Source organism: Pseudomonas sp. Pseusp49 (genome assembly GCF_059491875.1).
This window is the reverse complement of the sequence record NZ_CP168514.1, coordinates 2,303,025-2,327,804: the sequence shown is the minus strand read 5'-3', so window position 1 is coordinate 2,327,804 and position 24,780 is coordinate 2,303,025. Positions and strand designations below refer to the sequence as shown.

General features: G+C 59.5%; 17 protein-coding genes, 2 tRNA genes, 3 rRNA genes and 1 pseudogene. 7 read left to right on the top strand and 16 right to left on the bottom strand.

Annotation, left to right across the window (positions count from 1 at the left end; all coding sequences use genetic code 11):
* Positions 1 to 84: 84 nt before the first annotated feature.
* From ycaC to ACEN83_RS10545, 6 genes and pseudogenes are all read right to left on the bottom strand, one after another.
* Positions 85 to 711, bottom strand: coding sequence for an isochorismate family cysteine hydrolase YcaC (gene ycaC / locus ACEN83_RS10570; RefSeq protein WP_007977200.1), 627 nt, complete (start codon positions 709 to 711; stop codon positions 85 to 87).
* Between the two features lie 69 nt (positions 712 to 780).
* Positions 781 to 2,619, bottom strand: a complete 1,839-nt coding sequence (locus ACEN83_RS10565) for an amidohydrolase (protein ID WP_116583401.1) — start codon at positions 2,617 to 2,619, stop codon at positions 781 to 783.
* Positions 2,619 to 3,227 carry an antibiotic biosynthesis monooxygenase gene (locus tag ACEN83_RS10560; protein WP_007977196.1) on the bottom strand — a complete coding sequence of 203 codons (609 nt, stop codon included), beginning with the start codon at positions 3,225 to 3,227 and terminating at the stop codon, positions 2,619 to 2,621. The genes ACEN83_RS10565 and ACEN83_RS10560 overlap by 1 nt, the downstream gene beginning before the upstream one ends.
* Positions 3,220 to 3,636 carry a DoxX family protein gene (locus tag ACEN83_RS10555; protein ID WP_495580221.1) on the bottom strand — a complete coding sequence of 139 codons (417 nt, stop codon included), beginning with the start codon at positions 3,634 to 3,636 and terminating at the stop codon, positions 3,220 to 3,222. Before ACEN83_RS10555 ends, ACEN83_RS10560 begins: the two co-directional genes overlap by 8 nt.
* A gap of 292 nt (positions 3,637 to 3,928) precedes the next feature.
* A pseudogene (locus ACEN83_RS10550) lies at positions 3,929 to 4,194 on the bottom strand (DUF6124 family protein).
* Positions 4,195 to 5,124: 930 nt separating this feature from the next.
* The gene (locus ACEN83_RS10545; protein WP_495580220.1) at positions 5,125 to 6,042 is read right to left on the bottom strand and encodes a LysR family transcriptional regulator; all 918 of its coding nucleotides are present in this window, start codon (positions 6,040 to 6,042) and stop codon (positions 5,125 to 5,127) included.
* 158 nt (positions 6,043 to 6,200) lie between these two features.
* On the opposite strand from ACEN83_RS10545, the gene ACEN83_RS10540 reads away from it, so the two are divergent.
* A complete protein-coding gene (locus ACEN83_RS10540; RefSeq protein ID WP_495580219.1) occupies positions 6,201 to 6,644 on the top strand; it encodes a helix-turn-helix domain-containing protein in 444 nt (147 codons plus the stop codon).
* A gap of 36 nt (positions 6,645 to 6,680) precedes the next feature.
* On the opposite strand, the gene ACEN83_RS10535 is transcribed toward ACEN83_RS10540, so the two are convergent.
* Complete coding sequence (locus tag ACEN83_RS10535) at positions 6,681 to 7,505, bottom strand: alpha/beta fold hydrolase (protein ID WP_015095772.1); 825 nt, start codon at positions 7,503 to 7,505, stop codon at positions 6,681 to 6,683.
* 36 nt (positions 7,506 to 7,541) lie between these two features.
* Positions 7,542 to 8,117: a flavodoxin family protein gene (locus tag ACEN83_RS10530; RefSeq protein ID WP_495580218.1), complete on the bottom strand. Its 576-nt coding sequence runs from the start codon at positions 8,115 to 8,117 to the stop codon at positions 7,542 to 7,544.
* A gap of 408 nt (positions 8,118 to 8,525) precedes the next feature.
* On the opposite strand from ACEN83_RS10530, the gene ACEN83_RS10525 reads away from it, so the two are divergent.
* On the top strand, positions 8,526 to 11,330 hold the full coding sequence (locus ACEN83_RS10525) for an ATP-binding protein (protein ID WP_495580217.1): 2,805 nt from the start codon (positions 8,526 to 8,528) through the stop codon (positions 11,328 to 11,330).
* On the opposite strand, the gene ACEN83_RS10520 is transcribed toward ACEN83_RS10525, so the two are convergent.
* Positions 11,295 to 12,779, bottom strand: a complete 1,485-nt coding sequence (locus tag ACEN83_RS10520; RefSeq protein WP_495580216.1) for an ATP-binding protein — start codon at positions 12,777 to 12,779, stop codon at positions 11,295 to 11,297. The genes ACEN83_RS10525 and ACEN83_RS10520 overlap by 36 nt on opposite strands.
* A gap of 161 nt (positions 12,780 to 12,940) precedes the next feature.
* Positions 12,941 to 13,891: a GlxA family transcriptional regulator gene (locus tag ACEN83_RS10515; protein WP_033047465.1), complete on the bottom strand. Its 951-nt coding sequence runs from the start codon at positions 13,889 to 13,891 to the stop codon at positions 12,941 to 12,943.
* A gap of 319 nt (positions 13,892 to 14,210) precedes the next feature.
* On the opposite strand from ACEN83_RS10515, the gene ACEN83_RS10510 reads away from it, so the two are divergent.
* Entirely contained in the window at positions 14,211 to 14,933 is a 723-nt protein-coding gene (locus ACEN83_RS10510; protein WP_495580215.1) for a pirin family protein, read from the top strand.
* Positions 14,934 to 14,975: 42 nt separating this feature from the next.
* Here ACEN83_RS10510 and ACEN83_RS10505 read toward each other — a convergent pair whose 3' ends face one another.
* On the bottom strand, positions 14,976 to 16,040 hold the full coding sequence (locus ACEN83_RS10505) for an AraC family transcriptional regulator (RefSeq protein ID WP_495580214.1): 1,065 nt from the start codon (positions 16,038 to 16,040) through the stop codon (positions 14,976 to 14,978).
* A 162-nt stretch (positions 16,041 to 16,202) separates the two neighbouring features.
* Between ACEN83_RS10505 and ACEN83_RS10500 the strand changes: the two genes are divergently transcribed.
* The 4 genes from ACEN83_RS10500 to ACEN83_RS10485 all read left to right on the top strand — a co-directional run bounded on the left by ACEN83_RS10500 (position 16,203) and on the right by ACEN83_RS10485 (position 19,281).
* Positions 16,203 to 17,054 carry a 3-hydroxybutyryl-CoA dehydrogenase gene (locus ACEN83_RS10500; protein ID WP_495580213.1) on the top strand — a complete coding sequence of 284 codons (852 nt, stop codon included), beginning with the start codon at positions 16,203 to 16,205 and terminating at the stop codon, positions 17,052 to 17,054.
* The gene (locus tag ACEN83_RS10495; protein ID WP_116583412.1) at positions 17,041 to 17,700 is read left to right on the top strand and encodes a TetR/AcrR family transcriptional regulator; all 660 of its coding nucleotides are present in this window, start codon (positions 17,041 to 17,043) and stop codon (positions 17,698 to 17,700) included. The genes ACEN83_RS10500 and ACEN83_RS10495 overlap by 14 nt, the downstream gene beginning before the upstream one ends.
* An 89-nt stretch (positions 17,701 to 17,789) precedes the next feature.
* Positions 17,790 to 18,203, top strand: coding sequence for a VOC family protein (locus tag ACEN83_RS10490; protein WP_495580212.1), 414 nt, complete (start codon positions 17,790 to 17,792; stop codon positions 18,201 to 18,203).
* 316 nt (positions 18,204 to 18,519) lie between these two features.
* The gene (locus ACEN83_RS10485; RefSeq protein ID WP_495580211.1) at positions 18,520 to 19,281 is read left to right on the top strand and encodes a bestrophin-like domain; all 762 of its coding nucleotides are present in this window, start codon (positions 18,520 to 18,522) and stop codon (positions 19,279 to 19,281) included.
* Positions 19,282 to 19,346: 65 nt separating this feature from the next.
* Here ACEN83_RS10485 and rrf read toward each other — a convergent pair.
* The 5 genes from rrf to ACEN83_RS10460 all read right to left on the bottom strand — a co-directional run bounded on the left by rrf (position 19,347) and on the right by ACEN83_RS10460 (position 24,562).
* Positions 19,347 to 19,462: ribosomal RNA gene (rrf, locus tag ACEN83_RS10480) — 5S ribosomal RNA — on the bottom strand.
* 156 nt (positions 19,463 to 19,618) lie between these two features.
* Positions 19,619 to 22,512: ribosomal RNA gene (locus ACEN83_RS10475) — 23S ribosomal RNA — on the bottom strand.
* Between the two features lie 229 nt (positions 22,513 to 22,741).
* Positions 22,742 to 22,817, bottom strand: a tRNA-Ala gene (locus ACEN83_RS10470).
* Between the two features lie 9 nt (positions 22,818 to 22,826).
* Positions 22,827 to 22,903 (bottom strand) — tRNA-Ile (locus ACEN83_RS10465).
* Positions 22,904 to 23,025: 122 nt separating this feature from the next.
* Positions 23,026 to 24,562: ribosomal RNA gene (locus ACEN83_RS10460) — 16S ribosomal RNA — on the bottom strand.
* The 16S, 23S and 5S rRNA genes sit together here with 2 tRNA genes alongside, the layout of an rRNA operon.
* Positions 24,563 to 24,780: the final 218 nt, after the last annotated feature.

The following is a 24,780-nucleotide window of genomic DNA, read 5'->3' as shown; positions in this document are numbered from 1 at the left end:
ATCCAGCGCTTCGAAAAGGCCAGAAAGATCGCAGCCTTCGGCAGCTCCTACAAGGCTGCTGGCCAGAGCCAGCAGCCACAACCATTACTTGGCCGTGAATTTCATGTAGCTGTTGATCAGGTTGCGATAGTTCGGCAGGCGCTCGGACAGCAGGTTGGCCAGGCCTTCCATGTCGTTGCGCCAGTCGCCTTGCAGCTCGCAGGCCACGGAGAACCAGTTCAGCAGGTGTGCACCGGCGGCCGACATGCGCGCCCAGGCCGCTTGTTGCACGGTGGTGTTGAAGGTGCCGGAAGCGTCGGTCACTACAAACACCTCAAAGCCTTCGGCAATGGCCGACAGGGTCGGGAATGCCACGCACACGTCGGTTACCACACCGGCGATGATCAGTTGCTTGCGACCGGTGGCCTTGATCGCCTTGACGAAATCTTCGTTGTCCCAGGCGTTGATCTGGCCCGGGCGGGCAATGAACGGCGCGTCCGGGAACTGCGCCTTGAGCTCCGGCACGATCGGGCCGTTCGGACCGCTGTCGAAACTGGTGGTGAGGATGGTCGGCAGTTTGAAGAACTTGGCGATGTCGCCCAGCGCCAGCACGTTGTTCTTGAACTCGTTGGGCGAGAAATCCTGCACCAGCGAGATCAGACCGGTCTGGTGGTCGACCAGCAAGACCACGGCATCGTCTTTGTTCAGGCGTTTGTACGGAACGTTGCTCATTGGAATCTCCTTGATGGATGGTTGTTGCATACCGCGCCGCCCTGTTGGGTCGGCGCTTTTTTGAATGCGTCAGAAGGCAAAACACGAGCAGCCAAAGGCGCCCCAGAAACCGGCGAAATCACTGACCGGCGCGTTCGACAGGCGCGCCCGCTCATGGCTGTGGGAATGCACCGCACAGGGCCCGCTGCAGTGGTGAACCTGGGCCTGCATCGGCGAGGTCGGGCGCCAGTGGCCCGGCACTTTCACCACCGGCGACCAGTCCGGCAGCACCGGCACGCTGGCCGGCCCGAGCTTCTCGAAGTCACCGGCGCCGTACACCACCTTGCCGCCGACCACCGTCAACACCGATTCGATCCACTTGATCGCCTCTTCATCGACACTGAAAAAATCCGCACTGAGGGCCGCGACGTCGGCCAACTGCCCGACCTTGATCTGGCCTTTCTTGCCTTGCTCGGACGAGAACCAGGCACTGCCGTGGGTGAACAGTTCCAGCGCCGTGAGGCGCGACAGGCCTTCGGCGTGCAGTTCCAGGCCGCCGACGGTGCGGCCACTGACCATCCAGTACAGCGAAGTCCACGGGTTGTAACTCGATACCCGCGTGGCGTCGGTACCGGCACCGACCGGTACACCCTCGGCCAGCATGCGCTTGATCGGTGGCGTGGCTTCGGCCGCTTTCGCGCCGTACCGCTCGACGAAATACTCGCCCTGGAATGCCATGCGATCCTGAATCGCGATGCCGCCACCCAGCGCCCTCACCCGCTCGATGTTCTGCGGGGTGATGGTTTCGGCGTGGTCGAAAAACCACGGCAAGCCGTTGAACGGAATGTCGCGGTTGACCTTCTCGAACACGTCGAGCATGCGACTGATGGATTCGTTGTAGGTGGCGTGCAAACGGAACGGCCAGCGTTGCTCGACGAGGTGACGCACCACCGGTTCCAGTTCGGCTTCCATGGTTGGCGGCAAATCCGGGCGCGGCTCGAGGAAGTCTTCGAAGTCCGCCGCCGAGAACACCAGCATTTCCCCGGCGCCGTTGTGCCGCAGGTAATCGTCACCCTGGTGCAGCTTCACACTGCCAGTCCAGTTCTTGAAGTCGGTCAACTCTTCCTTGGGTTTCTGGGTGAACAGGTTGTAGGCGATGCGCACGGTCAGTTGCTCATCCTTCGCCAACTGCTCGATCACCTGGTAATCGTCCGGATAATTCTGGAAACCACCGCCGGCATCGATGGCGCTGGTCAGGCCCAAGCGGTTGAGTTCACGCATGAACTGGCGGGTCGAGTTGACCTGATACTCCAACGGCAGCTTCGGCCCCTTGGCCAGGGTCGAGTACAGAATCATCGCGTTGGGCCGCGCCACCAGCATGCCGGTCGGCTCGCCGTTGGCGTCGCGCACGATCTCGCCACCCGGCGGGTTCGGCGTGTCACGGGTGTAACCGGCGACACGCAAGGCAGCGCGGTTGAGCAAGGCGCGGTCGTACAGGTGCAGCACGAACACCGGGGTGTCCGGTGCCGCCTGGTTGAGCTCGGCCAGGGTCGGCATGCGCTTCTCGGCGAACTGGAATTCGTTCCAGCCACCGACCACCCGCACCCACTGCGGCGTCGGCGTGCGGTCGGCCTGATCCTTGAGCATGCGCAAGGCATCGGCCAGTGACGGCACCCCTTCCCAGCGCAGTTCAAGGTTGTAGTTCAAGCCACCACGGATCAGGTGCAAGTGCGAGTCGTTGAGCCCGGGAATCACACAGCGGCCCTTGAGGTCGATCACTTGGGTGCTCGAGCCACGCAGAGCCATGGCCTCGGCATCGCTGCCCACTGCGACAAAGCGACCGTCGCTGATCGCCACCGCACTGGCGAGCGGTTTTTCGCGGTCAACGGTATGAAATTGACCATTGAACAGAATCAGGTCGGCGTTCATCAGGGTTCCTCGTGCAATGTGGCGGGAGACAGCCAGGGCGCGAACAGACGCGTCGCCATGGGCATGAAGATGTAAACCACCGAGAGCACGATGGTCAGGGTGATCAGGAACGTGGCCACCACATAGTTGGAGAGCAAGGCGTTGAGCCGTAACAGCGGCCCCCAGAGCAGCGGCACCAGCAAGGTGTGCGGCAGGATCACCAGCAACGTCACCACGGCCTGCTTCCAGCGCGGCGGTGGCGTACCGGCTTCGGCCTGGGGCGAGAACCAGAACTCGTTGACCGGATTGACTTCGGTCTGGTCGCCATCGGCCAGCATCGGCGCGGCTTCGTCGACCAACGCCTGGCGCTGCGGCGAATCGAGCCAGTTCTGCATCGCCTCGGTCGAGCAAAAACGCAGCACACAGGTATAGGTGTCGAGGCCGGCGTTCTTGCCGCGCACCACATCCACGCCCAGGTGCCCGACATTCTGCGCGGCCACCTTGACGATGTTGCGCAGCCAGGCTTCATAAGGCACTTCGAAACCGGCCTTGACCCGGTGCTTGACGATCAGGGTCACCACCTCATCAGGCCCGGGACTGGCCGGCTCACGGCGATTGAGATCAGACATAACGCAAGGCTCCGGCGAAACGGACATTGAGCGCCAGCCGTCCCGGCCCGGCGATGAGAATGCTGGTGAATACGATCAGCAACAGCCAGCCGAACTGGCCTTCGAAGAGGGTCCACTGCGGATGCACGAGTAACATCGACACCCACAGCAAAAACAGAACAGGCAAACACGCCAGACGCACCAGCAACCCGCCGACGATCAGCAGCGGGCACACCACCTCGGCGAAGATCGCCAGCATCAGCGTCAGGTTCGCGCCCAAGTGCAAAGGGTCTTCGATGTTCTGCAGCTCGGCACTGTAGTAAAGCAGCTTGGGCAAACCGTGCACCCACAACAGAAACAACCCGCCGCTGACCCGCAGGAACAGCAGCCCCCAGTCTTGCGCCCGATCATCACGTCGCGAAGTGTCCATGGCCCACCTGCACCAATGAAAAACCACCGGCGTCGATACGCCGGGACAGGATTCGATAGTGCCGGGACGGGGGGAGGAAAAATTGAATGTACGTGCTCTGTTTTGCGGCTGCGACTCAGATGGGAAATTCCCTGCAAAGCGCAGTCCCTGTGGCGAGGGGGCTTGCCCCCGCTGGGCAGCGAAGCGGCCCCAAAACCAGCAACCGTGATGCTTCAGGCATACCGCGTTAACCGTTTTTACGACTGCTGCGCAGCCGAGCGGGGGCAAGCCCCCTCGCCACAGGGATCAGTGGTTAGTCTTGCGGATCGAGATTATCCAGCGCCCGGTTCACTGCCAGCTCGCCCAACATGATGATCTGCGCAATCCCCAGCAGTGAATTGCGATGCGGGCTTTGCAGAAATCCCGCGAGGTCACTGGCCATGATGCTGGCCGAGGCCAGGGATTCGCAGGCGTGGGCCAACAGGGTTTCGGTGTGATGTCGGGGGGGATGACAAACATCGTGCTGGGATTGCGCGGTGAAGCAGGGTCTTTCGGGGGATTCGGGGTGGGGTTGAACATGGTGGAACTCCTTGATCAATGGAGCCGCCACAGGTCGCTGCTAAACGAATTGGGTGGCGGCTGTACGCGGGTTAGCAGACCAGGGATCAAGGAACCCGGCGCACCGAAGTGCCCCACGCACAGCCACCAAATGACAGACCGGACTGATCTGAAGGTGACACTGGCGAGCCTTGAAATTTACCGAGCTGCTAAACCCGATCGCTGAATGGGCAGCGACGGGCAGAACGTTAGAGATCAGGGCCAAGACGCACAAGCCGGCGGATTCTGGCGTAGTTGTAGGCAACGACGCAAGGCGGTGTGGCTTTCAGGAATAGAGGCTGATGGCTTTTAAACAGGGTTGTCGGAACACTGCATTTTCCCTGTAAGAGATTGGTTGGCAGGCAGTCCGCCATCGCGGGCAAGCCCGCTCCCACAGGGATTGGGGACATCTGCAAAAATCAGGTCGGCTGGCAGTCCGCCTTCGCGAGCAGGTTCGCTCCTGCATTTGATTTTTGACCATATCGAGTGGGCGGAGGATCAAGATCAAAAGATCGCAGCCTTCGGCAGCTCCTACAGGCCGAGCGTTAGCTCGCCTGCAGCTTTTGATCTTGATCCACCCGCCCCCTCGGGAGGCTGAGTGGAGGCGTTCATCCGGGGGGGGCGCGCAGCGCCGTTCGGCGAAGCCGAACACATCGAGAGGAGGTCGAAGCGAAGCCGACCGGAGGCGATGCCCCCGGATGAATGCCGGAGCGAAGGAACGCCGAGCCTAAGCGAGGGGCCGTACGTAAGGGGCGAGACCTTTTGGTTACTTTTGGCTGGGCCGGCACTCCGGGCGTTTGCCAAAAGTGACCCGCTGTAAGAGCGGAACCATAAGCCGCCGTTACCGCAGCAACGGATATGTACTCAATCAACCAAGAACCTGGTCGGCCCAGAGGCCGCCAAGGTCAACACCTAAGAAATATCCAAAGCCAAAGACATGAACTGCCCAATCCGCGCCCGCAACCACCGCTCCGCCGGATCATTGTCATGCACCCCGCTCCAGGCCATCGACAACTGCGCCGCCTCAATCTCGAACGGCGGATCCTCGGCGCGCAACCCGCACCCCTCCACCAACGCACAGGCCGCATAATCCGGCACGGTAGCGATCATCTCGGTGCCCGCCAGCAACGCCCGCAACCCACTGAACTGCGGCACCCCCAACACCACACGACGACTGCGCCCGACCTTCGCCAGATCCAGATCGATATTGCCGCTCAAGTCACCGGAAAACGACACCATCGCATGGGGCCGTTCACAGTACTCATCCAGGGTCAGCGGCCCCGGCCGGGTATCACCGCGCAGCACTTTGCAGGGAATATCGCGCAGCTTCTTGCGCTTGGCATTGGCCGGCAGATCCGTGGTGTAACTGACGCCCACCGAGATCTCTCCCGACGCCAGCAACGCCGGCATCAACAGGTAATTGGCCCGCCGCACGACCACGACGATGCCCGGTGCCTCCTCTTGCAATTGACGCAGCAACGGCGGAAACAAACCGAACTCGGCATCGTCCGACAGCCCGATGCGGAACACATCGCAACTGGTCGCCGGATCGAACTCCTTGGCCCGGCTGACCGCACCGGAAATGGTGTCCATCGCCGGCTGCAGCTCCTTGAGAATCGCCAGCGCCCGCGCCGTCGGCTCCATGCCGCGACCGTTGCGCAGCAGCAACGGATCGTCGAACAGATCACGCAGGCGCCCCAGCGCGGCGCTCACCGCCGGTTGACCCATGAACAGTTTTTCCGCGACGCGGGTCAGGTTCTTTTCGAACATCAGTGCCTCGAAAATCACCAGCAGGTTCATGTCGACGCGACGCAGATCATTACGGTTCATAGGCACGGTTCCCTTGTGTGTTCGGCCAGGCGCGAGGTTGGGAAGTGTGTCTGACTTTACCCAGGCCGTCCCGCGCGTAACGAGGAATTAACAACGATTAACTCGCAAGCCAGAGCCTTCGGGTCCAAAAATGAAGCCTACCGACTCGGACATTTACCATGGCTCACGTTCAGCAAAATGCCGCGCCCGCGCCATTCACGCCTGTGCCAAAGAAAAGCACCGGCGGCCTCAGCCCGCAGCGCGAACGGCTGGTTAAACAACTGATCCTCGAGCGCCTCGGCGACAGCCTGGAAGTCACTGAACTGGCACAGGCGTGCGCCCTCTCGCGCAGTCATTTCTCCCGCGCCTTCAAGTGCAGCACCGGACTCTCGCCGCAGGACTGGATTCGCCGGCAACGCATAACCCTGGCCAAGCAATTGATCCAGTACACCGACATGAGCCTGACGCAGATCAGCCTCGAATGCGGCTTCTGCGATCAGGCGCACTTCTGCCACCTCTTCACCCGCAGCGAAGGCATCAATCCGTTTGCCTGGCGCTGTCGGGTGGTGACTGGCCTTAGAAGCAAAAGATCGCAGCCTTCGGGCATGCACGCTACCGTGTAGGAGCTGCCGAAGGCTGCGATCTTTTGATCTGGCTTTCTAACCTTTCAAGAACGCCAACAGGTCAGCGTTGAGCTGATCCTTGTGGGTGTCCGTCAGCCCGTGAGGGGCGCCCGGGTAGATCTTCAGGGTCGAGCCTTTCACCAGCCTGGCCGAGGAGACGCCCGCCGCCTCGTAAGGCACGACCTGATCCGCGTCGCCATGCACCACCAGCGTCGGCACGTCGAACTTCTTCAAGTCTTCTGTGAAGTCGGTTTCCGAGAACGCCTTGATGCAGTCATGGGCGTTCTTGTGGCCTGCCATCATGCCTTGCATCCAGAACCAGTCGATCATGCCCTGGGACGGTTTCGCGCCGGGCTTGTTGAAGCCGAAAAACGGCCCGCTGGCGAGGTCGATGTAGAGTTGCGAGCGGTCGGCCAGCGAGGCCTGGCGGATGCCGTCGAACACTTCCAGTGGCAAGCCACCGGGGTTGGCTTCGGTCTTGAGCATCAGGGGCGGCACTGCGGAAATCAGCCCGGCCTTGGCCACGCGACCGGTGCCGTGGCGACCGATGTAGCGCGCCACCTCGCCACCGCCGGTGGAGAAGCCGAACAGCACCGCGTCTTGCAGGTCGAGCAGCTCGATCAACTGCGCCAGATCGTCGGCGTAATGGTCCATATCATTGCCCGACCATGGCTGACTGGAACGCCCATGACCGCGACGGTCGTGGGCGATGACCCGATAGCCGTTGGAGGCCAGGAAAATCATCTGCGACTCCCAACTGTCGGCGTTCAGCGGCCAGCCGTGGCTGAAGACAACCGGCTGACCGGTGCCCCAGTCCTTGTAGTAAATCTCGACGCCGTCGCGGGTAGTGAAGGTGCTCATGGGTGATGCCTCCTTAACGAGGGTTGGGGGGGTGAATCAAACCGCAAGTCGGTTCAGGCGATCGGCCAGGCGCGCCACCCGCTCGCCCAGATGCGCGGCGGTGCAGCGGTCCTCGGGGGGCGGCGCATCGTCGGGGGATTGCTCGACATTCGACTGGGCCATGGCGCCCAGTGAGCTGCCCAGGCGATTGAGCTGGCCGTTGAACGCGCCGGTGCCGGAACGCGCCGGCAGCAGGTCGAGGCCGACCCAGATCATCGAGTGCTGCGCGGCGAACACCGCCATCTGCAGCAAGGTGTTGAGTTTGTCGCCGCACAGGCAGCCGGAATTGGTGAAGCCCGCCGCGAGTTTGTCGCGCCAGGGCTGGGCCAGGTAGAACGCGGCCGTGGCCTCCATGAAGCCCTTGAAGGCTGCCGAGGCGCTGCCCATGTAGGTCGGCGCGCCGAAGATGATGGCGTCGGCGCTGTGCAGGCGCGCCCAGTGCTCGTCCACTTCCTCGACCGGGATCAACTGGCAGGTGCTGCCCGGATGCCGCTCCACGCCCGCGGCCACGGCTTCGGCCATGACCCGGGTGTGCCCGTAGCCACTGTGATAGACCACCACCACGTTGCTCATTGCTCTGTCCTTTGTGGGAGCGAGCCTGCTCGCGAAAGCGCTGTGTCAGTCACCGCACAGGCTGAAGGTGACACCGCCTTCGCGAGCAGGCTCGCTCCCACATCGAGCTGCTCGCGGCTGACTGACATTTCATCCCTGCCTTCAGTGGAAGTTGAAGAAGGAGAGTTTTGGGCGTAGACCGGGCACGCGACGAGTTAAACGTTGTTAATTTTCCTTGGCGCGCAAAAAGCCCCGGCCTGTCATGCCCATCTGTCGCACCCAATGTTTTCGGGACCGACAGCCGCTGGCCGATACGCTAGAGTCAATGCCTGCCCCTTCAGTCACCCGGGCGGCACGTTGCGCTGCGTAAAAAACCTGAGGAATATGCTCGTAAACCGCGTATTAGACGGCTGCAGCAGGAGCGACTCGTTGACTCATTCCCCCGAACAGGTTGTGCATTTCGGCCCCTACCGGGTCTACCCCGGACAACGCCTGGTGATGGAGGCCGACCAGCCCTTGCGCCTGGGCCGGCGCGCCATGGACATCCTGTTGATTCTTTTGGAACACGCCGGCAACGTGGTCAGCAAGCAGCAATTGATCGCCCGGGTCTGGCCCGACAGCGTGGTCGAAGACATCAATCTGCGGGTGCACATGGCCGCGTTGCGCAAGGCGCTCGGCGACGGTCAGGCCGGCCAGCGCTACATCGTCACCGTGGCACAGCGTGGGTACAGCTTCGTCGCACCGCACTCACGGGAGCCGGTCGAACAACCGCCGGCGCCCGTGTCTTGCGCGCCGAGCCGGCATAACCTGCCGGTGCGCCGCACACGCATGATCGGCCGGCGGACGCTGGTCGACAATCTGGTGGTGCAACTGCCGCGCCAGCGCTTCATCACCCTCGTCGGTCCCGGCGGCATTGGCAAGACCACCGTGGCCTTGCGGGTCGCCGAACAAATGATCGGCCTCTACCGGGACGGCATTCGCCTGCTGGACCTGGCCCCGATCAACTGCCCGCTGATGATCAACGGTCATCTGGCGACGTTGCTTGAATTGGCCCTGCACGACGACGAACCCCTGAACGGGCTGGCGGACTGTCTACGCGACAGGCAAATGCTGTTGGTCATCGACAACTGCGAACACCTGGTCGACGCCATCGCCCTGCTCTGCGAAAACATTCTGCGCAGTGCGCCGCACGTGCACATTCTCGCCACCAGCCGCGAGAGCCTGAGGGCCGAAGGCGAATTCGTCCAGCGCCTGGCATCACTCGACTGCCCGCCGCCCATCGCCATCCTCGACCGTGCCCAGGCCATGACCTTTTCCGCCCTGCAACTGTTTGTCGAGCGGGCCATGGCCAGCCATGACAGCTTTGAACTGGCGGACGATGAACTGCCGCTGTTGATCGACATCTGCCACCGACTGGACGGCATTCCACTGGCCATCGAACTGGCGGCGGCGCAAGTGGGCAACTTCGGATTAGCCGGTTTGCTGGCGCAGTTGCACAGCAGTTTCCGGGTGTTGACCCAGCCCTGCCAGACGCCCCCGGCACGCCATCAGACCCTGCGCGCGACACTGGACTGGAGCTTCGAGCTGCTCAACGCCTGCGAAAAGACCTGCCTGCGCCGACTGAGCGTGTTTCGCGGCGGCTTTACCCTGGAGTCCGCAGCGGCGGTGATTGTCGGCGAACACATCGAACCTCGCGAAGTGTTCGGCTCGATCACCCAACTGGTCGCCAAGTCCCTGTTGAACGTGGAGGTGGGCGATGAGGATGTCTACTACCGTCTGCTCGATACCACCCGCAGCCATGCGCTGGAAAAACTCGCACAAAGCCCCGACCTCCCCGGCACGCGGGAGCGCCATGCCGAGCGTTGCCTGGCGCTGATGCAACAGGCGCAGGACGAATGGGAAAACACTTCGACCGGCCTGTGGCTCGAGCGCTATGGCCGGACCCTGGAGGACATCCGCGCGGCCCTCGACTGGGGCCTGCACGCGCAGGGACCGCAGGCACTGGCGATACGCCTGACCGCAACGTCCACGCCCCTGTGGCAGGAGCTGTCACTGCTCAAGGAACACGGCGGTTATGTGCGCAAGGCCCTGGCCCTGCTCGAGCAGTCTGCCGAGCCGTGCCCGCGTTTGCAGATGACCCTCAAGCTGGCCCTGGGCAGTGCCTGTTACCACGTTCAAGGCGCGAGCGCCGAAACCGTTGGCGCCTTTGTCAGCGCCAGAACCCTGGCCAGCCGACTCAACGATGTGGCCGGTCAACTGCGGGCGATTTCCGGTCATCTGGCGGTCAATCTCAGTTGCGGCCAATACCAGATGGCCCTGCAACAGAGCCGGCAATTCGATCAACTGGGGCTGCATGACGACGCCCTGTTATCCCTGAGCACACATCGATTGCGGGTGCTTGCCCTGCATTTTTCCGGCGACCAGCAACAGGCCGGGGAGTATGCCGAACAGGTACTGCAACGCATGGCCCACAGTGGTCATCTCAACCGTTTCACCCATGGTTTCGGCGTGCAATACGACCAGAGTGTCGCGGCGCTGACCATCCAGGCGCGCATCCTCTGGCTGCGAGGCCAACCGGAACAGGCCTGGCGCGCAGCCCGGCAGGCGCTGGACATCGCGTTGCAGATCAATCATGGCACGTCGATCTGCTACACCCTCGCGCTCGCCGGCTGCCTGATCGCCTACTACAACGGTGATACCCGCAGCGCCCGCGAACTCCTGCGCCTGCTGCTGCAACAGGCGCAGAAACACTCGGTCCTGCTGTTCCATACCTGGGCGCAACACTACGCGCAGGTGATCGGCGGCGTCGATGTCGCGCCCGCCAGGCAACGAAGTGTCGGATTGATCAAGGACATCATGGTCACGCTGGACTCCACCTGCGTCGATGACGACTTGCTCGAGCGTGCGCAAAGCGGCGCGTCGGGCTGGAGCACGGCAGAGATTCTGCGGGCCCGAGCCGAGACGTTGCTGGCAACGGAGTGTCCGGCCAACGCCGCGATGGCTGAAACCGTGCTGCTCAAGGCACTCGACGTGGCAAAAACCCAGGGTGCCCTGGCCTGGGAGCTGCGCAGCGCCACCTCGCTGGCGCAATTGTGGCAGCGTCAGGGCCGCCACCAGCGGGCGCATGCTTTGCTGGCGCCGGTCTACCAGCGCTTCACCGAAGGTTTTGCCACGCCGGACCTGAAGGCCGTGCGCCACTTACTCGGTGAGTTGCATTGCCACTTGCCGGCCTGAAAGCCGGGGCGTTTGACTGACGTAACCGGCATAACGCATTTCAAGGGTGCGCAGTTCACCACTGAGTTCGAGTTTTTCCAGGGCGTAGGTGCGGGTGGTATTGAGAAAGCGGTAACGGATCACCCCGCCGCCCTGCTCCAGGGACAGCAGTGATTTGAGTGCGAGGTTGTCCAGCACGTCGGCCAGCTCGGCGACCGGTAACGCGTCGCCACTGATCACGCCTATCGCGGCATCCTGGGTGAAGGCCATCTTGAATACCGCCAAACGCTGCAACACGGATTGTTCCAGCGGATTCAACCGTTCGTAGCTCCAGTCCAGTGCAGCCTTGAGCGTCTGGTGCCGGGGCACGGCCGTGCGGCGGCCTTGGGACAGCAACTGAAAACAGTTATCGAGTTGCGCCTGCAACCCCACCAGCGCCAGCGCATCGATTTGCGCCGCCGCCAATTCAATCGCCAGCGGCAGGCCGTCGAGGCGCCGACAGATTTCGCGCACGGCCTTGAGGTCCTGTTCGCGCAAGGTGAAGCCTTGCTGACGGGCCCGGGCACGGCTGACGAACAACTGCACCGCCGAATAGCCCATGACCTCGGCAACGCTGCGCAGCGCTGACGCCGGCGGCACTGCCAGCGGTGGCAGACGCAACACGGTTTCGCCCACGGCCTTGAGTGGCTCGCGGCTGGTGGCGAGGATCGACAGTCGCGGCAGCGATTGCAGCAGAGTCTCGACCAACGTCCGGCAGCGTTCGAGCAGATGCTCGCAGTTGTCCAGGACCAACAAGGCATGTCGCTGCGCCAGCGCCTCCAGCGTGGTGCTGACCTCCAGCCCAAGGGTTCGTGTGAGGTGATCGGTCACTTGCGCCGGGTCATCGATCGCCGCCAGGTCCACCAGCCACACGCCGTGCCGATAGTGCTGCAACAGCAGTTCGGCCACGCGCAAGGCCACGGTGGTCTTGCCGATCCCGCAAGGCCCGACCAGGGTCATGAATCGCCGCACCGGCAACTGCCGCACCAGGCTGCCGACAAGGGCATCGCGCCCGGAGATCGACGTGAGCCGTGCCGGCAAGTTGTGCAGGGGCTTTTGTACGGTCTGGCTCGGGAACGCTACGGGCTCCGGCAAGTGCTGCACCGGGGCGACAAAACTGTAGCCGCGCTGAGGAATGTTGACGATGTAGCACCGCCCGTTCTGCCCGTCGCCCAAGGCCCGACGCAGGGCGGCGATGTGCACGCGCAGGTTGATCTCTTCGACCACGGAGCGTGGCCAGACCTGCGCAATCAACTCGTCCTTGCTGACCACCGAACCTGCGTGTTCGACCAGCACCTGCAACACGTCAAGGGCGCGACCGCCCAGGCGCACAGGTCGATCGCCCTCCAGCACCAGTCGCTGACTGAGGTGGAAAGCGTAGGGTCCGAATTGCAGCACCGCTTCGTTGCTGCCATCTCTGAGGCTGTTCATGGGCTGTCACTCGCGGGAAGCCTGATCTGGCACGTGAGTCCATCCAGGCTCCGCACCTTCCTTGCAATGAGTTACCTCGTATCTTGGCAGCCCTCTGTGACGGTACAACCGCCACGGGGGGAGCGTCACGGCCATTGCGGTGCGCGCAACGGACACGTGCGCTAGCTGAACTGCTCGCGGTATTGAGTCGGGGTCAGGCCAAGCTTTTCACTGAACAGAAAACGCATGTGCCGCACGCTGCCGAAGCCGCTTTTGAAGGCCACGGTCTTGAGCGGCAACTCGCTGGTTTCCAGCAGGTTCCTGGCACAATCGATGCGCGCGCTTTGCAGAAACTCCATCGGCGTCATGTCCACCTCCCGGGCGAACACCCTGGCGAAATGCCGCGGGCTCATGTTGGCCAGGCTCGCCATGCGCTCGATGCTGAAGGACTCGTCGAGGTGCTCGAGCACGTGGTTCTGCACGCGGGTAATCGCCGTTTCCTGAGGCGCCACCGCCGCCATCAACGGGCTGAACTGTGCCTGCCCGCCCTGACGCTTCATCACCACCAGCAAGACCTTGGCCACGTCCTGGGCGACTTTTTTGCCGTGATCCTGCGCCACCACCGACAACGCCAGGTCGATCCCGGCGGTGACGCCGCCGGAGGTGATCAGGTTGCGGTCCTGGACAAAGATCTGGTCGGTCTCGACGGTCGCCTTCGGAAAACCCTTGATCAGCCGCTCGGTGTAGTGCCAGTGGGTGGTGACGCGATAACCGTCGAGCAAGCCCGCATGCCCGAGCACGAACGCCCCGGTGCAGATCGAGCCATAAGCGGTGGACCGGCTGACGTTGTGCCTGAGCCAGTCGAGCAACGGCGGATGCCTTTCGTTGTAGGCGCCGGGACCACCGGGCACCAGCAGCAAATCAAAACCTTCGCAGGCCTGGTCGATGTGCCGGTCGGCCTGCACGCTCACGCCATTGGACGCGCGCAATGCGCCGGGTTCGGTGCCGATGGTCGACAGCACATAGTGATCGTCGGGTTTCAGATAACGGTTGGCGATGGAAAACACTTCCATGGGCCCGGCCATATCGAGCAGGAGAAAGTCGGGAAAAAGCACCATTGCCACGGTTTTCATGGATTGGAATTCACTGGGATCAAAGGCGGAAACATTGACCGACATTGAAACCTGTCGGAGCGGGCTTGCCCGCGATGGCTGAGCTCCAGTTGGCATTGAAGTTGACTGGCACACCGCTATCGCGGGCAAGCCCGCTCCCACAGGTTTGGTTGCCGTGGGTTATGGCGAATTATGCCTCAAGAATGAGCGATTCATGTCGCAAACAATTGTCAACCTGACAGAGACAGTATTTCAATTTTCACCTACTTATTGCACAAACCAGTAAACATTAACCTTCTCCTCACTCGGACGAATTCACGTCCCCACAGGAGATTTCATCATGCTGACTCTTCGCAAAGCCTCGGATCGTGGCCTGGCCAATCACGGCTGGTTGAAGTCGTTCCACACCTTTTCCTTCGCCAACTACCGCAACCCGAAAGAGCAGGGTTTTTCCGACCTGTTGGTGATCAACGACGACCGCGTCGCCGCCGGCAAAGGCTTCGGCCAGCACCCGCACCGCGACATGGAGATCTTCTCCTATGTGCTTGAGGGTGCCCTGGAACACAAGGACACCCTGGGCACCGGGTCGGTGATCCGCCCCGGCGACGTGCAACTGATGAGCGCTGGCAGCGGCGTGGCTCACAGCGAGTTCAACCACTCCAGCACGCGGCCGGTGCACTTTCTGCAGATCTGGATCGTGCCCGACGTCAGCGGCGCCAAACCGCGCTATCAGCAGGAGCACTTCAGCACCCAGAAAAAACGCGGGCGCCTGCAACTGATCATCTCGCCGGACGGCGCCAAGGGTTCGCTCAAGGTGCGTCAGGATGCACGGGTGTATGCCGGCCTGATCGACGGCAAGGAAAGCGCCACCCTGGAACTGGCCGCCAACCGTTATGCCTACGTGCACGTGGCCCGGGGCAGCGTCGAACTCAACGGCGTGTTGTTGCAGGAAGGCGACGGTGTGCGGGTCCGTGATGAACAGGCGCTGACCTTGAGCAACGGCGTGCACGCTGAAGTACTGGTCTTCGACCTGCGCCCGCAGGAATTGCCGGAAATGCCATGACCCATCCCCTGTAGGAGCGAGCCTGCTCGCGAAGGCGGAGTGTCAGACGACATCACTGTTGAATGACCTATGGCTTTCGCGAGCAGGCTCGTTCCCACAGTCCCCCTGATAACGGGCCCGATAGCGCCCCGGACTTTCCCCGGTCCACTTCTTGAACGCCCGATGGAAGGCGCTGGGCTCCTGGAAGCCCAGTTGCTCGGCGATGTCGCTGATGCTCGCGTCGCTCTGACGCAATTGCTCAAAGGCCACACCGCGCCGCACTTCGTCCTTGATCTCCTGATAGGAACAGCCTTCACGCTCCAGTTTGCGGCGGAAGGTGCTGGGGCTCAGGTGCTGTTCCAGGGCAAAGGCCTGCAACGTCGGCCATTCACTGTAGTGACTGCCGCGCAAGCGCTGATGAACCTGCGAGGCCAGGCCATGCTGGTTACGGAAGCGGATCACCAGCCATTGCGGCGCGGTGCGCAGGAACACTTTCAGCGACGCCAGGTCCTGAACCACCGGCAGGCGCAGGTAATGGCTGGCAAATTCGATTTCAGTGCGCTCGGCACCGAAGGTCAGGTTGGGCCCCCAAAGCAGGCGGTCGTCACTCAGTGACAGGCGCGAATGGCGGAAGTCCGCACGGTCAATGGGAATGCGCCGCCCGCCCAGCCAGCACAGCAGACTGATCATCAACACCAGGAAGGTTTCTTCGCCAAACCGGCTGGCATCGTTGTCCTTCGAATGGGTCTGCAGGCTGATGACCGCACGCTTGCCTCGCACGGCCAGCGCGCCACGAAAGTCGCGCAGGAACAACCCGAAGTTGGCCAGGCACTGACGCATGGCCTTGTGCAGATCGGGTTCCTGAATCAGGGCGCGGCAAATCAGGGCAAAACTGCCCGGCGGCATGCCATGGGAATCGAGCCCGAAAAACTCGTCGTCGAGTTCGCGGATCTGAATCAGCCACAACGCCGCAAACGCGTTGGCCGGCACCCGCGCCGTGGGTTGTTGCATGACCGCCGGATCAATGCCCGCCTGTTCGAGCACGGCCGTCACGCGCTGCGGATCGTTCCTCAGCCCATGGATCATTGCCTGCACGAAATAGGCGGCAACCGAGTCCTTTTCCCGCATTGGTTCGCTTCTCTCTCATCACCCGAATGGCAAAAAACATCAGTGCCGTTGAACAGTTTTGGCATAGGACAACCGCCCTGCCAGCTCTAGACTCGCGGCAATAGTACGCCTTCGGCCGCATTCGCGGCCAAGGTATCGCAGGGTTTGATCGAAGGACGGAAAATGAATCTGCAAAACATCGGGGTAATCGGCGCGGGCACCATGGGCAACGGCATCGCACAAGTCTGTGCCATGGCCGGTTTCAACGTGACCCTGCTCGACATCTCTGAAAGCGCGTTGCAAAAAGCCGTTGCGACGGTCGGTAAAAATCTGGAACGGCAGATCGCCAAGCAAACCCTGACGCCAGAGCAGAAACAGGCCACCCTCGACAAAATCCGCACCAGCACCGATTACAGTGTCCTGCGTGACGCGCAACTGGTCATCGAAGCGGCCACTGAGAATCTCGACCTGAAACTGCGTGTGCTGCAACAGATCGCCGCGCAAGTCGGCAGCGAATGCGTCATTGCCTCCAATACCTCGTCGCTGTCGATCACCCAACTGGCCGCCAGTGTCAGCCAGCCAGAGCGCTTCATCGGCCTGCATTTCTTCAACCCGGTGCCGGTGATGGGCCTGATCGAAGTGATCCGCGGCCTGCAAACCAGTGACACAACCCACCAACTGGCGCTGGACATGGCGACCACCCTCGGCAAAACCGCGATCACCGCCGGCAACCGTCCGGGTTTCGTGGTCAACCGGATCCTGGTGCCGATGATCAACGAGGCGATCCTGGTGTTCCAGGAAGGCCTGGCCAGCGCCGAAGACATCGACGCCGGCATGCGCCTGGGCTGCAACCAGCCTATCGGTCCGTTGGCCCTGGCGGACCTGATTGGCCTGGATACCCTGCTGTCGATCCTCGAAGCCTTCTATGACGGATTCAACGACAGCAAATATCGCCCGGCGCCATTGCTCAAGGAAATGGTCGCTGCCGGTTACCTGGGGCGCAAGACGGGGCGCGGCTTCCATGCCTATGCCTGAGCGTTGCTCGCGCTTTGCCGAGTACCGGGACAAGGTCCTGGAGCTGTTTGCCTGCAAGGGGTTCGGCCAGGTCGGCATGCGTGAGCTCGCGACGTGCCTGGGGCTGTCCCCTGGCTCGCTGTATCACCATTACCCCAGCAAACAGCATCTTCTGCTGGACCTGATCGAGGAGTTCTACGAGGAGCTGCTGGCCACTCTGGGGCGAATCCAGCAAAAAACGCCCGGCAAACGCGACAAACTCAACAGCCTGATCCGCGCCCATCTGAATCTGCACCGGGAGATGCCTTGGCATTTCCGCCTGGTGGAGCGCGACAGCGGTTGCCTGAACGAAGAGCAACAGGCTCGGGTCCGGCAACTGCGCGAGCAATATGAACGCACCTTGCTGAAGATGCTGGGCGCGAAGTCGCGTTTCAGCGAGCAAGGCCTGCTGGCCGCCGGGCATGCCATTGGCGCGCTGCTCAACAGTGCCCCCAGCTGGCTGACGCCCCATGTGCTGGACGAGCAGGAACGCGAGGAGCTGCTGGAAAGCATGGTCAGCGGCGCCATCGAACGTGTGCTGGCACCGCGGCGTGTGCCGGAGGCGATAAGCCTCGCCCGTCCTATGGAAAAAACATCTAAAGAAACACAAGCTCCGACAAAGATTTAGCGCTTTGCCTGTCGGCTCGACACAATCGGAATTCGCCGAAAAAACCGGCGTCCAAACCGATGTATGTACTCGAGCACCTGGAGCCGACCATGAAAATCAATCCCTACCTTATCTTCAACGGCGACTGCAAAGCCGCCTTCACGTTCTACGCGAAATGCCTGCAAGGCCAGATCGAAGCCATGTTGACCTTTGGCGAAACCCCTGCGGGTGAGCATTTCCCCAAGGACCTGCACAACCTGATCATCCATACCCGCCTGATCGTGGGAAATCAGGCGCTCATGGGGTCGGACACCACACCGGATCGCCCCGTCGATAAAATGAGTGCCTGCTCGATTTCACTCAACGTCGACAGCATTGCCGAGGCCGAACGGGTGTTCAACGCACTGGCGGACGGTGGCAGTGTGCAGATGCCACTGGAGACCACGTTCTGGGCGGCGCGCTTCGGCATGCTCGTCGACCGTTTTGGTGTGTCGTGGATGGTCAATTGCGAAAAGGATCAGTGAACGGCCTTTGTCGATCGACAGAAATGAAGGCTCAAGAAAGCCCAATCTGAAAAGGTTGGGCTTTCTGGCAACTCCCGGCCTGTCTGCTACCGTCAACTTGCCACATCGATAGCAGCGAACCAGAGGAGCAAACCCGCTATGCCAGCCCATGACCTGTCCTGGCCCAGCCGTTTCAAATGCTTGCTCCTGGAGCCTATGCCAACGGTCCGCTGTGGGCTCGCGACGTAACGACCATCGAGGGACGCAAGCTCGAAAGCAGCGTGATCAAGTACCGGTAGATATCTCCCCCGGAAGGTAGCGTCAACGGAGGTTGAATTTGAATGACCTGGTGATCGCCCTCATCGTTTTCGCCTGCCTGTCCGCCAGCGCACTGCTGGGTTCGTACGTGAGGGAGCGGTTACCGAGCCATCATCTGAGCGATGATTCCGTGGCGGTGCTGAAGCTGGCCACCGGCCTCATCGCAACGATGTCGGCTCTGGTCCTCGGACTGCTCGTCTCCACTGCCAAAGGCACCTTCGATACGGCCAATGCCGAGCTGGAGGGCGCGGCGGCGAAAGTGATTCAATTCGACCGCTTGCTGGCCCGCTATGGCCCCGATACCCAGGGCATCCGCACCGAACTCAAGCACAACTACGCCGAAGTCACCCAAGTGCTCGCGACCCGCGATCGCCGTCAGATTGCACAACTCGACAGCCCCGAAATGATACGTCGCTCCGAAGGCCTGCAACGCCAGGTCGAATCACTGTCTCCCGATAACGATGATCAGCGCTCACTCAAAGCCAAGGCATTGCAAGACATGGACACCGTGTATGCCGCCCGCTGGCTGACCCTGCTGCAGTCCAATCAATCGATTCCACCGGTGATGCTGGTGATCCTGGTGACGTGGCTGGGAATTATCTTCGGCTCGTTCGGCCTGTTCGCACCGCGCAACGGGACCATCGTCGTCGTCTTGTTGATGTGTGCCCTGTCGACGGGGGCGACCATCTTGCTGGTGGAGGAACTCAATCGACCGCTTGATGGTTTTATCTGTGTATCGCTGGAACCGCTGGAGCACACACTGGAGCGGTTGGGGCAGTAGTTTGAATTTCCTGCTGGCAAAAACAAAACCCCAACTGCTTTCGCAATTGGGGTTTCGGAATTTAATCTTGACGATGACCTACTCTCACATGGGGAAACCCCACACTACCATCGGCGATGCATCGTTTCACTTCTGAGTTCGGGATGGGATCAGGTGGTTCCAACGCTCTATGGTCGTCAAGAAATTCGGGTACTGAGTCGTGGCCAGTTGGCCTCGCTTCAGCAAATTGGGTATGTGACAGCTGGTGTTTTGTGAGTCTCTCGAACTTTCGGTTCGTTTCGTCTTCACACACCGCAATCTGATGCTCTTTCGAGTAGTCAAATTGCTTGGGTGTTATATGGTCAAGCCTCACGGGCAATTAGTATTGGTTAGCTCAACGCCTCACAGCGCTTACACACCCAACCTATCAACGTCGTAGTCTTCGACGGCCCTTCAGGGGACTCAAGGTCCCAGTGAGATCTCATCTTGAGGCAAGTTTCCCGCTTAGATGCTTTCAGCGGTTATCTTTTCCGAACATAGCTACCCGGCAATGCCACTGGCGTGACAACCGGAACACCAGAGGTTCGTCCACTCCGGTCCTCTCGTACTAGGAGCAGCCCCTCTCAAATCTCAAACGTCCACGGCAGATAGGGACCGAACTGTCTCACGACGTTCTAAACCCAGCTCGCGTACCACTTTAAATGGCGAACAGCCATACCCTTGGGACCGGCTTCAGCCCCAGGATGTGATGAGCCGACATCGAGGTGCCAAACACCGCCGTCGATATGAACTCTTGGGCGGTATCAGCCTGTTATCCCCGGAGTACCTTTTATCCGTTGAGCGATGGCCCTTCCATACAGAACCACCGGATCACTAAGACCTACTTTCGTACCTGCTCGACGTGTCTGTCTCGCAGTCAAGCGCGCTTTTGCCTTTATACTCTACGACCGATTTCCGACCGGTCTGAGCGCACCTTCGTACTCCTCCGTTACTCTTTAGGAGGAGACCGCCCCAGTCAAACTACCCACCATACACTGTCCTCGATCCGGATAACGGACCTGAGTTAGAACCTCAAAGTTGCCAGGGTGGTATTTCAAGGATGGCTCCACGCGAACTGGCGTCCACGCTTCAAAGCCTCCCACCTATCCTACACAAGCAAATTCAAAGTCCAGTGCAAAGCTATAGTAAAGGTTCACGGGGTCTTTCCGTCTAGCCGCGGATACACTGCATCTTCACAGCGATTTCAATTTCACTGAGTCTCGGGTGGAGACAGCGCCGCCATCGTTACGCCATTCGTGCAGGTCGGAACTTACCCGACAAGGAATTTCGCTACCTTAGGACCGTTATAGTTACGGCCGCCGTTTACCGGGGCTTCGATCAAGAGCTTCGCGTTAGCTAACCCCATCAATTAACCTTCCGGCACCGGGCAGGCGTCACACCCTATACGTCCACTTTCGTGTTTGCAGAGTGCTGTGTTTTTAATAAACAGTCGCAGCGGCCTGGTATCTTCGACCGGCGTGGGCTTACGGAGCAAGTCCTTCACCCTCACCGGCGCACCTTCTCCCGAAGTTACGGTGCCATTTTGCCTAGTTCCTTCACCCGAGTTCTCTCAAGCGCCTTGGTATTCTCTACCCAACCACCTGTGTCGGTTTGGGGTACGGTTCCTGGTTATCTGAAGCTTAGAAGCTTTTCTTGGAAGCATGGCATCAACCACTTCGTCACCCAAAGGGTAACTCGTCATCAGCTCTCGGCCTTAAGATCCCGGATTTACCTAAGATCTCAGCCTACCACCTTAAACTTGGACAACCAACGCCAAGCTGGCCTAGCCTTCTCCGTCCCTCCATCGCAATAACCAGAAGTACAGGAATATTAACCTGTTTTCCATCGACTACGCTTTTCAGCCTCGCCTTAGGGACCGACTAACCCTGCGTCGATTAACGTTGCGCAGGAAACCTTGGTCTTTCGGCGTGGGTGTTTTTCACACCCATTGTCGTTACTCATGTCAGCATTCGCACTTCTGATACCTCCAGCAAGCTTCTCAACTCACCTTCACAGGCTTACAGAACGCTCCTCTACCGCATCATCCGAAGATGATACCCGTAGCTTCGGTGTATGGTTTGAGCCCCGTTACATCTTCCGCGCAGGCCGACTCGACTAGTGAGCTATTACGCTTTCTTTAAAGGGTGGCTGCTTCTAAGCCAACCTCCTAGCTGTCTAAGCCTTCCCACATCGTTTCCCACTTAACCATAACTTTGGGACCTTAGCTGACGGTCTGGGTTGTTTCCCTTTTCACGACGGACGTTAGCACCCGCCGTGTGTCTCCCATGCTCGGCACTTGTAGGTATTCGGAGTTTGCATCGGTTTGGTAAGTCGGGATGACCCCCTAGCCGAAACAGTGCTCTACCCCCTACAGTGATACATGAGGCGCTACCTAAATAGCTTTCGAGGAGAACCAGCTATCTCCGAGCTTGATTAGCCTTTCACTCCGATCCACAGGTCATCCGCTAACTTTTCAACGGTAGTCGGTTCGGTCCTCCAGTCAGTGTTACCTAACCTTCAACCTGCCCATGGATAGATCGCCCGGTTTCGGGTCTATTCCCAGCGACTAGACGCCCTATTAAGACTCGCTTTCGCTACGCCTCCCCTATTCGGTTAAGCTCGCCACTGAAAATAAGTCGCTGACCCATTATACAAAAGGTACGCAGTCACCCAACAAAGTGGGCTCCCACTGCTTGTACGCATACGGTTTCAGGATCTATTTCACTCCCCTCTCCGGGGTTCTTTTCGCCTTTCCCTCACGGTACTAGTTCACTATCGGTCAGTCAGTAGTATTTAGCCTTGGAGGATGGTCCCCCCATATTCAGACAAAGTTTCTCGTGCTCCGTCCTACTCGATTTCATGACTAAGAGATTTTCGCGTACAGGGCTATCACCCACTATGGCCGCACTTTCCAGAGCGTTCCGCTAATCTCAAAGCCACTTAAGGGCTAGTCCCCGTTCGCTCGCCACTACTAAGGGAATCTCGGTTGATTTCTTTTCCTCAGGGTACTTAGATGTTTCAGTTCCCCTGGTTCGCCTCTTGCACCTATGTATTCAGTACAAGATAACCATCTTATGATGGCTGGGTTCCCCCATTCAGACATCTCCGGATCAAAGTCTGTTTGCCGACTCCCCGAAGCTTTTCGCAGGCTACCACGTCTTTCATCGCCTCTGACTGCCAAGGCATCCACCGTATGCGCTTCTTCACTTGACCATATAACCCCAAGCAATCTGGTTATACTATGAAGACGACATTCGCCGAAAATTCGCGATTAAACTCACAAATTTTACCTTAGCCTGAATAAACACCAGTGAAAGTGCTATCCAGTCTATCTTTCTATCACATACCCAAATTTTTAAAGAACGATCTAATCAAAAGACTAGAAATCAATATTCATTGCAGAATATTCATTTCTAAACTCTCAAACTTTCGAAGCAGTTAATGGTGGAGCCAAACGGGATCGAACCGTTGACCTCCTGCGTGCAAGGCAGGCGCTCTCCCAGCTGAGCTATGGCCCCATACAAAATTGGTGGGTCTGGGCAGATTCGAACTGCCGACCTCACCCTTATCAGGGGTGCGCTCTAACCAACTGAGCTACAGACCCAATTTCGAGCGCGTAACTGTTAGCGTTGAGCTATCAGCTTGGAGCTTAAAGCTGCTTCTATCGTCTTCTTCAATGAATCAAGCAATTCGTGTGGGAACTTATGGAGCAGCTGAGTCGTCGATTAAGGAGGTGATCCAGCCGCAGGTTCCCCTACGGCTACCTTGTTACGACTTCACCCCAGTCATGAATCACACCGTGGTAACCGTCCTCCCGAAGGTTAGACTAGCTACTTCTGGTGCAACCCACTCCCATGGTGTGACGGGCGGTGTGTACAAGGCCCGGGAACGTATTCACCGCGACATTCTGATTCGCGATTACTAGCGATTCCGACTTCACGCAGTCGAGTTGCAGACTGCGATCCGGACTACGATCGGTTTTATGGGATTAGCTCCACCTCGCGGCTTGGCAACCCTCTGTACCGACCATTGTAGCACGTGTGTAGCCCAGGCCGTAAGGGCCATGATGACTTGACGTCATCCCCACCTTCCTCCGGTTTGTCACCGGCAGTCTCCTTAGAGTGCCCACCATAACGTGCTGGTAACTAAGGACAAGGGTTGCGCTCGTTACGGGACTTAACCCAACATCTCACGACACGAGCTGACGACAGCCATGCAGCACCTGTCTCAATGTTCCCGAAGGCACCAATCCATCTCTGGAAAGTTCATTGGATGTCAAGGCCTGGTAAGGTTCTTCGCGTTGCTTCGAATTAAACCACATGCTCCACCGCTTGTGCGGGCCCCCGTCAATTCATTTGAGTTTTAACCTTGCGGCCGTACTCCCCAGGCGGTCAACTTAATGCGTTAGCTGCGCCACTAAGAGCTCAAGGCTCCCAACGGCTAGTTGACATCGTTTACGGCGTGGACTACCAGGGTATCTAATCCTGTTTGCTCCCCACGCTTTCGCACCTCAGTGTCAGTATCAGTCCAGGTGGTCGCCTTCGCCACTGGTGTTCCTTCCTATATCTACGCATTTCACCGCTACACAGGAAATTCCACCACCCTCTACCATACTCTAGCTCGTCAGTTTTGAATGCAGTTCCCAGGTTGAGCCCGGGGCTTTCACATCCAACTTAACGAACCACCTACGCGCGCTTTACGCCCAGTAATTCCGATTAACGCTTGCACCCTCTGTATTACCGCGGCTGCTGGCACAGAGTTAGCCGGTGCTTATTCTGTCGGTAACGTCAAAACACTAACGTATTAGGTTAATGCCCTTCCTCCCAACTTAAAGTGCTTTACAATCCGAAGACCTTCTTCACACACGCGGCATGGCTGGATCAGGCTTTCGCCCATTGTCCAATATTCCCCACTGCTGCCTCCCGTAGGAGTCTGGACCGTGTCTCAGTTCCAGTGTGACTGATCATCCTCTCAGACCAGTTACGGATCGTCGCCTTGGTGAGCCATTACCTCACCAACTAGCTAATCCGACCTAGGCTCATCTGATAGCGCAAGGCCCGAAGGTCCCCTGCTTTCTCCCGTAGGACGTATGCGGTATTAGCGTTCCTTTCGAAACGTTGTCCCCCACTACCAGGCAGATTCCTAGGCATTACTCACCCGTCCGCCGCTGAATCAGAGAGCAAGCTCTCTTCATCCGCTCGACTTGCATGTGTTAGGCCTGCCGCCAGCGTTCAATCTGAGCCATGATCAAACTCTTCAGTTCAAACATCTTTGGGTTTTGAGAAAACCCTAAACTTGGCTCAGCAATCGTTGGTTACATCTTTGATTTCTCGCGGAGTAACTTGTGATGCTGATAATCTGTTGACTAGCAGTCTGACTCCACAAGCACCCACACGAATTGCTTGATTCAGTTGTTAAAGAGCGGTTGGTTAAGATCTTTCATCTCAACCGAGGCGCGCATTCTACAGCAGCCTCATTTGC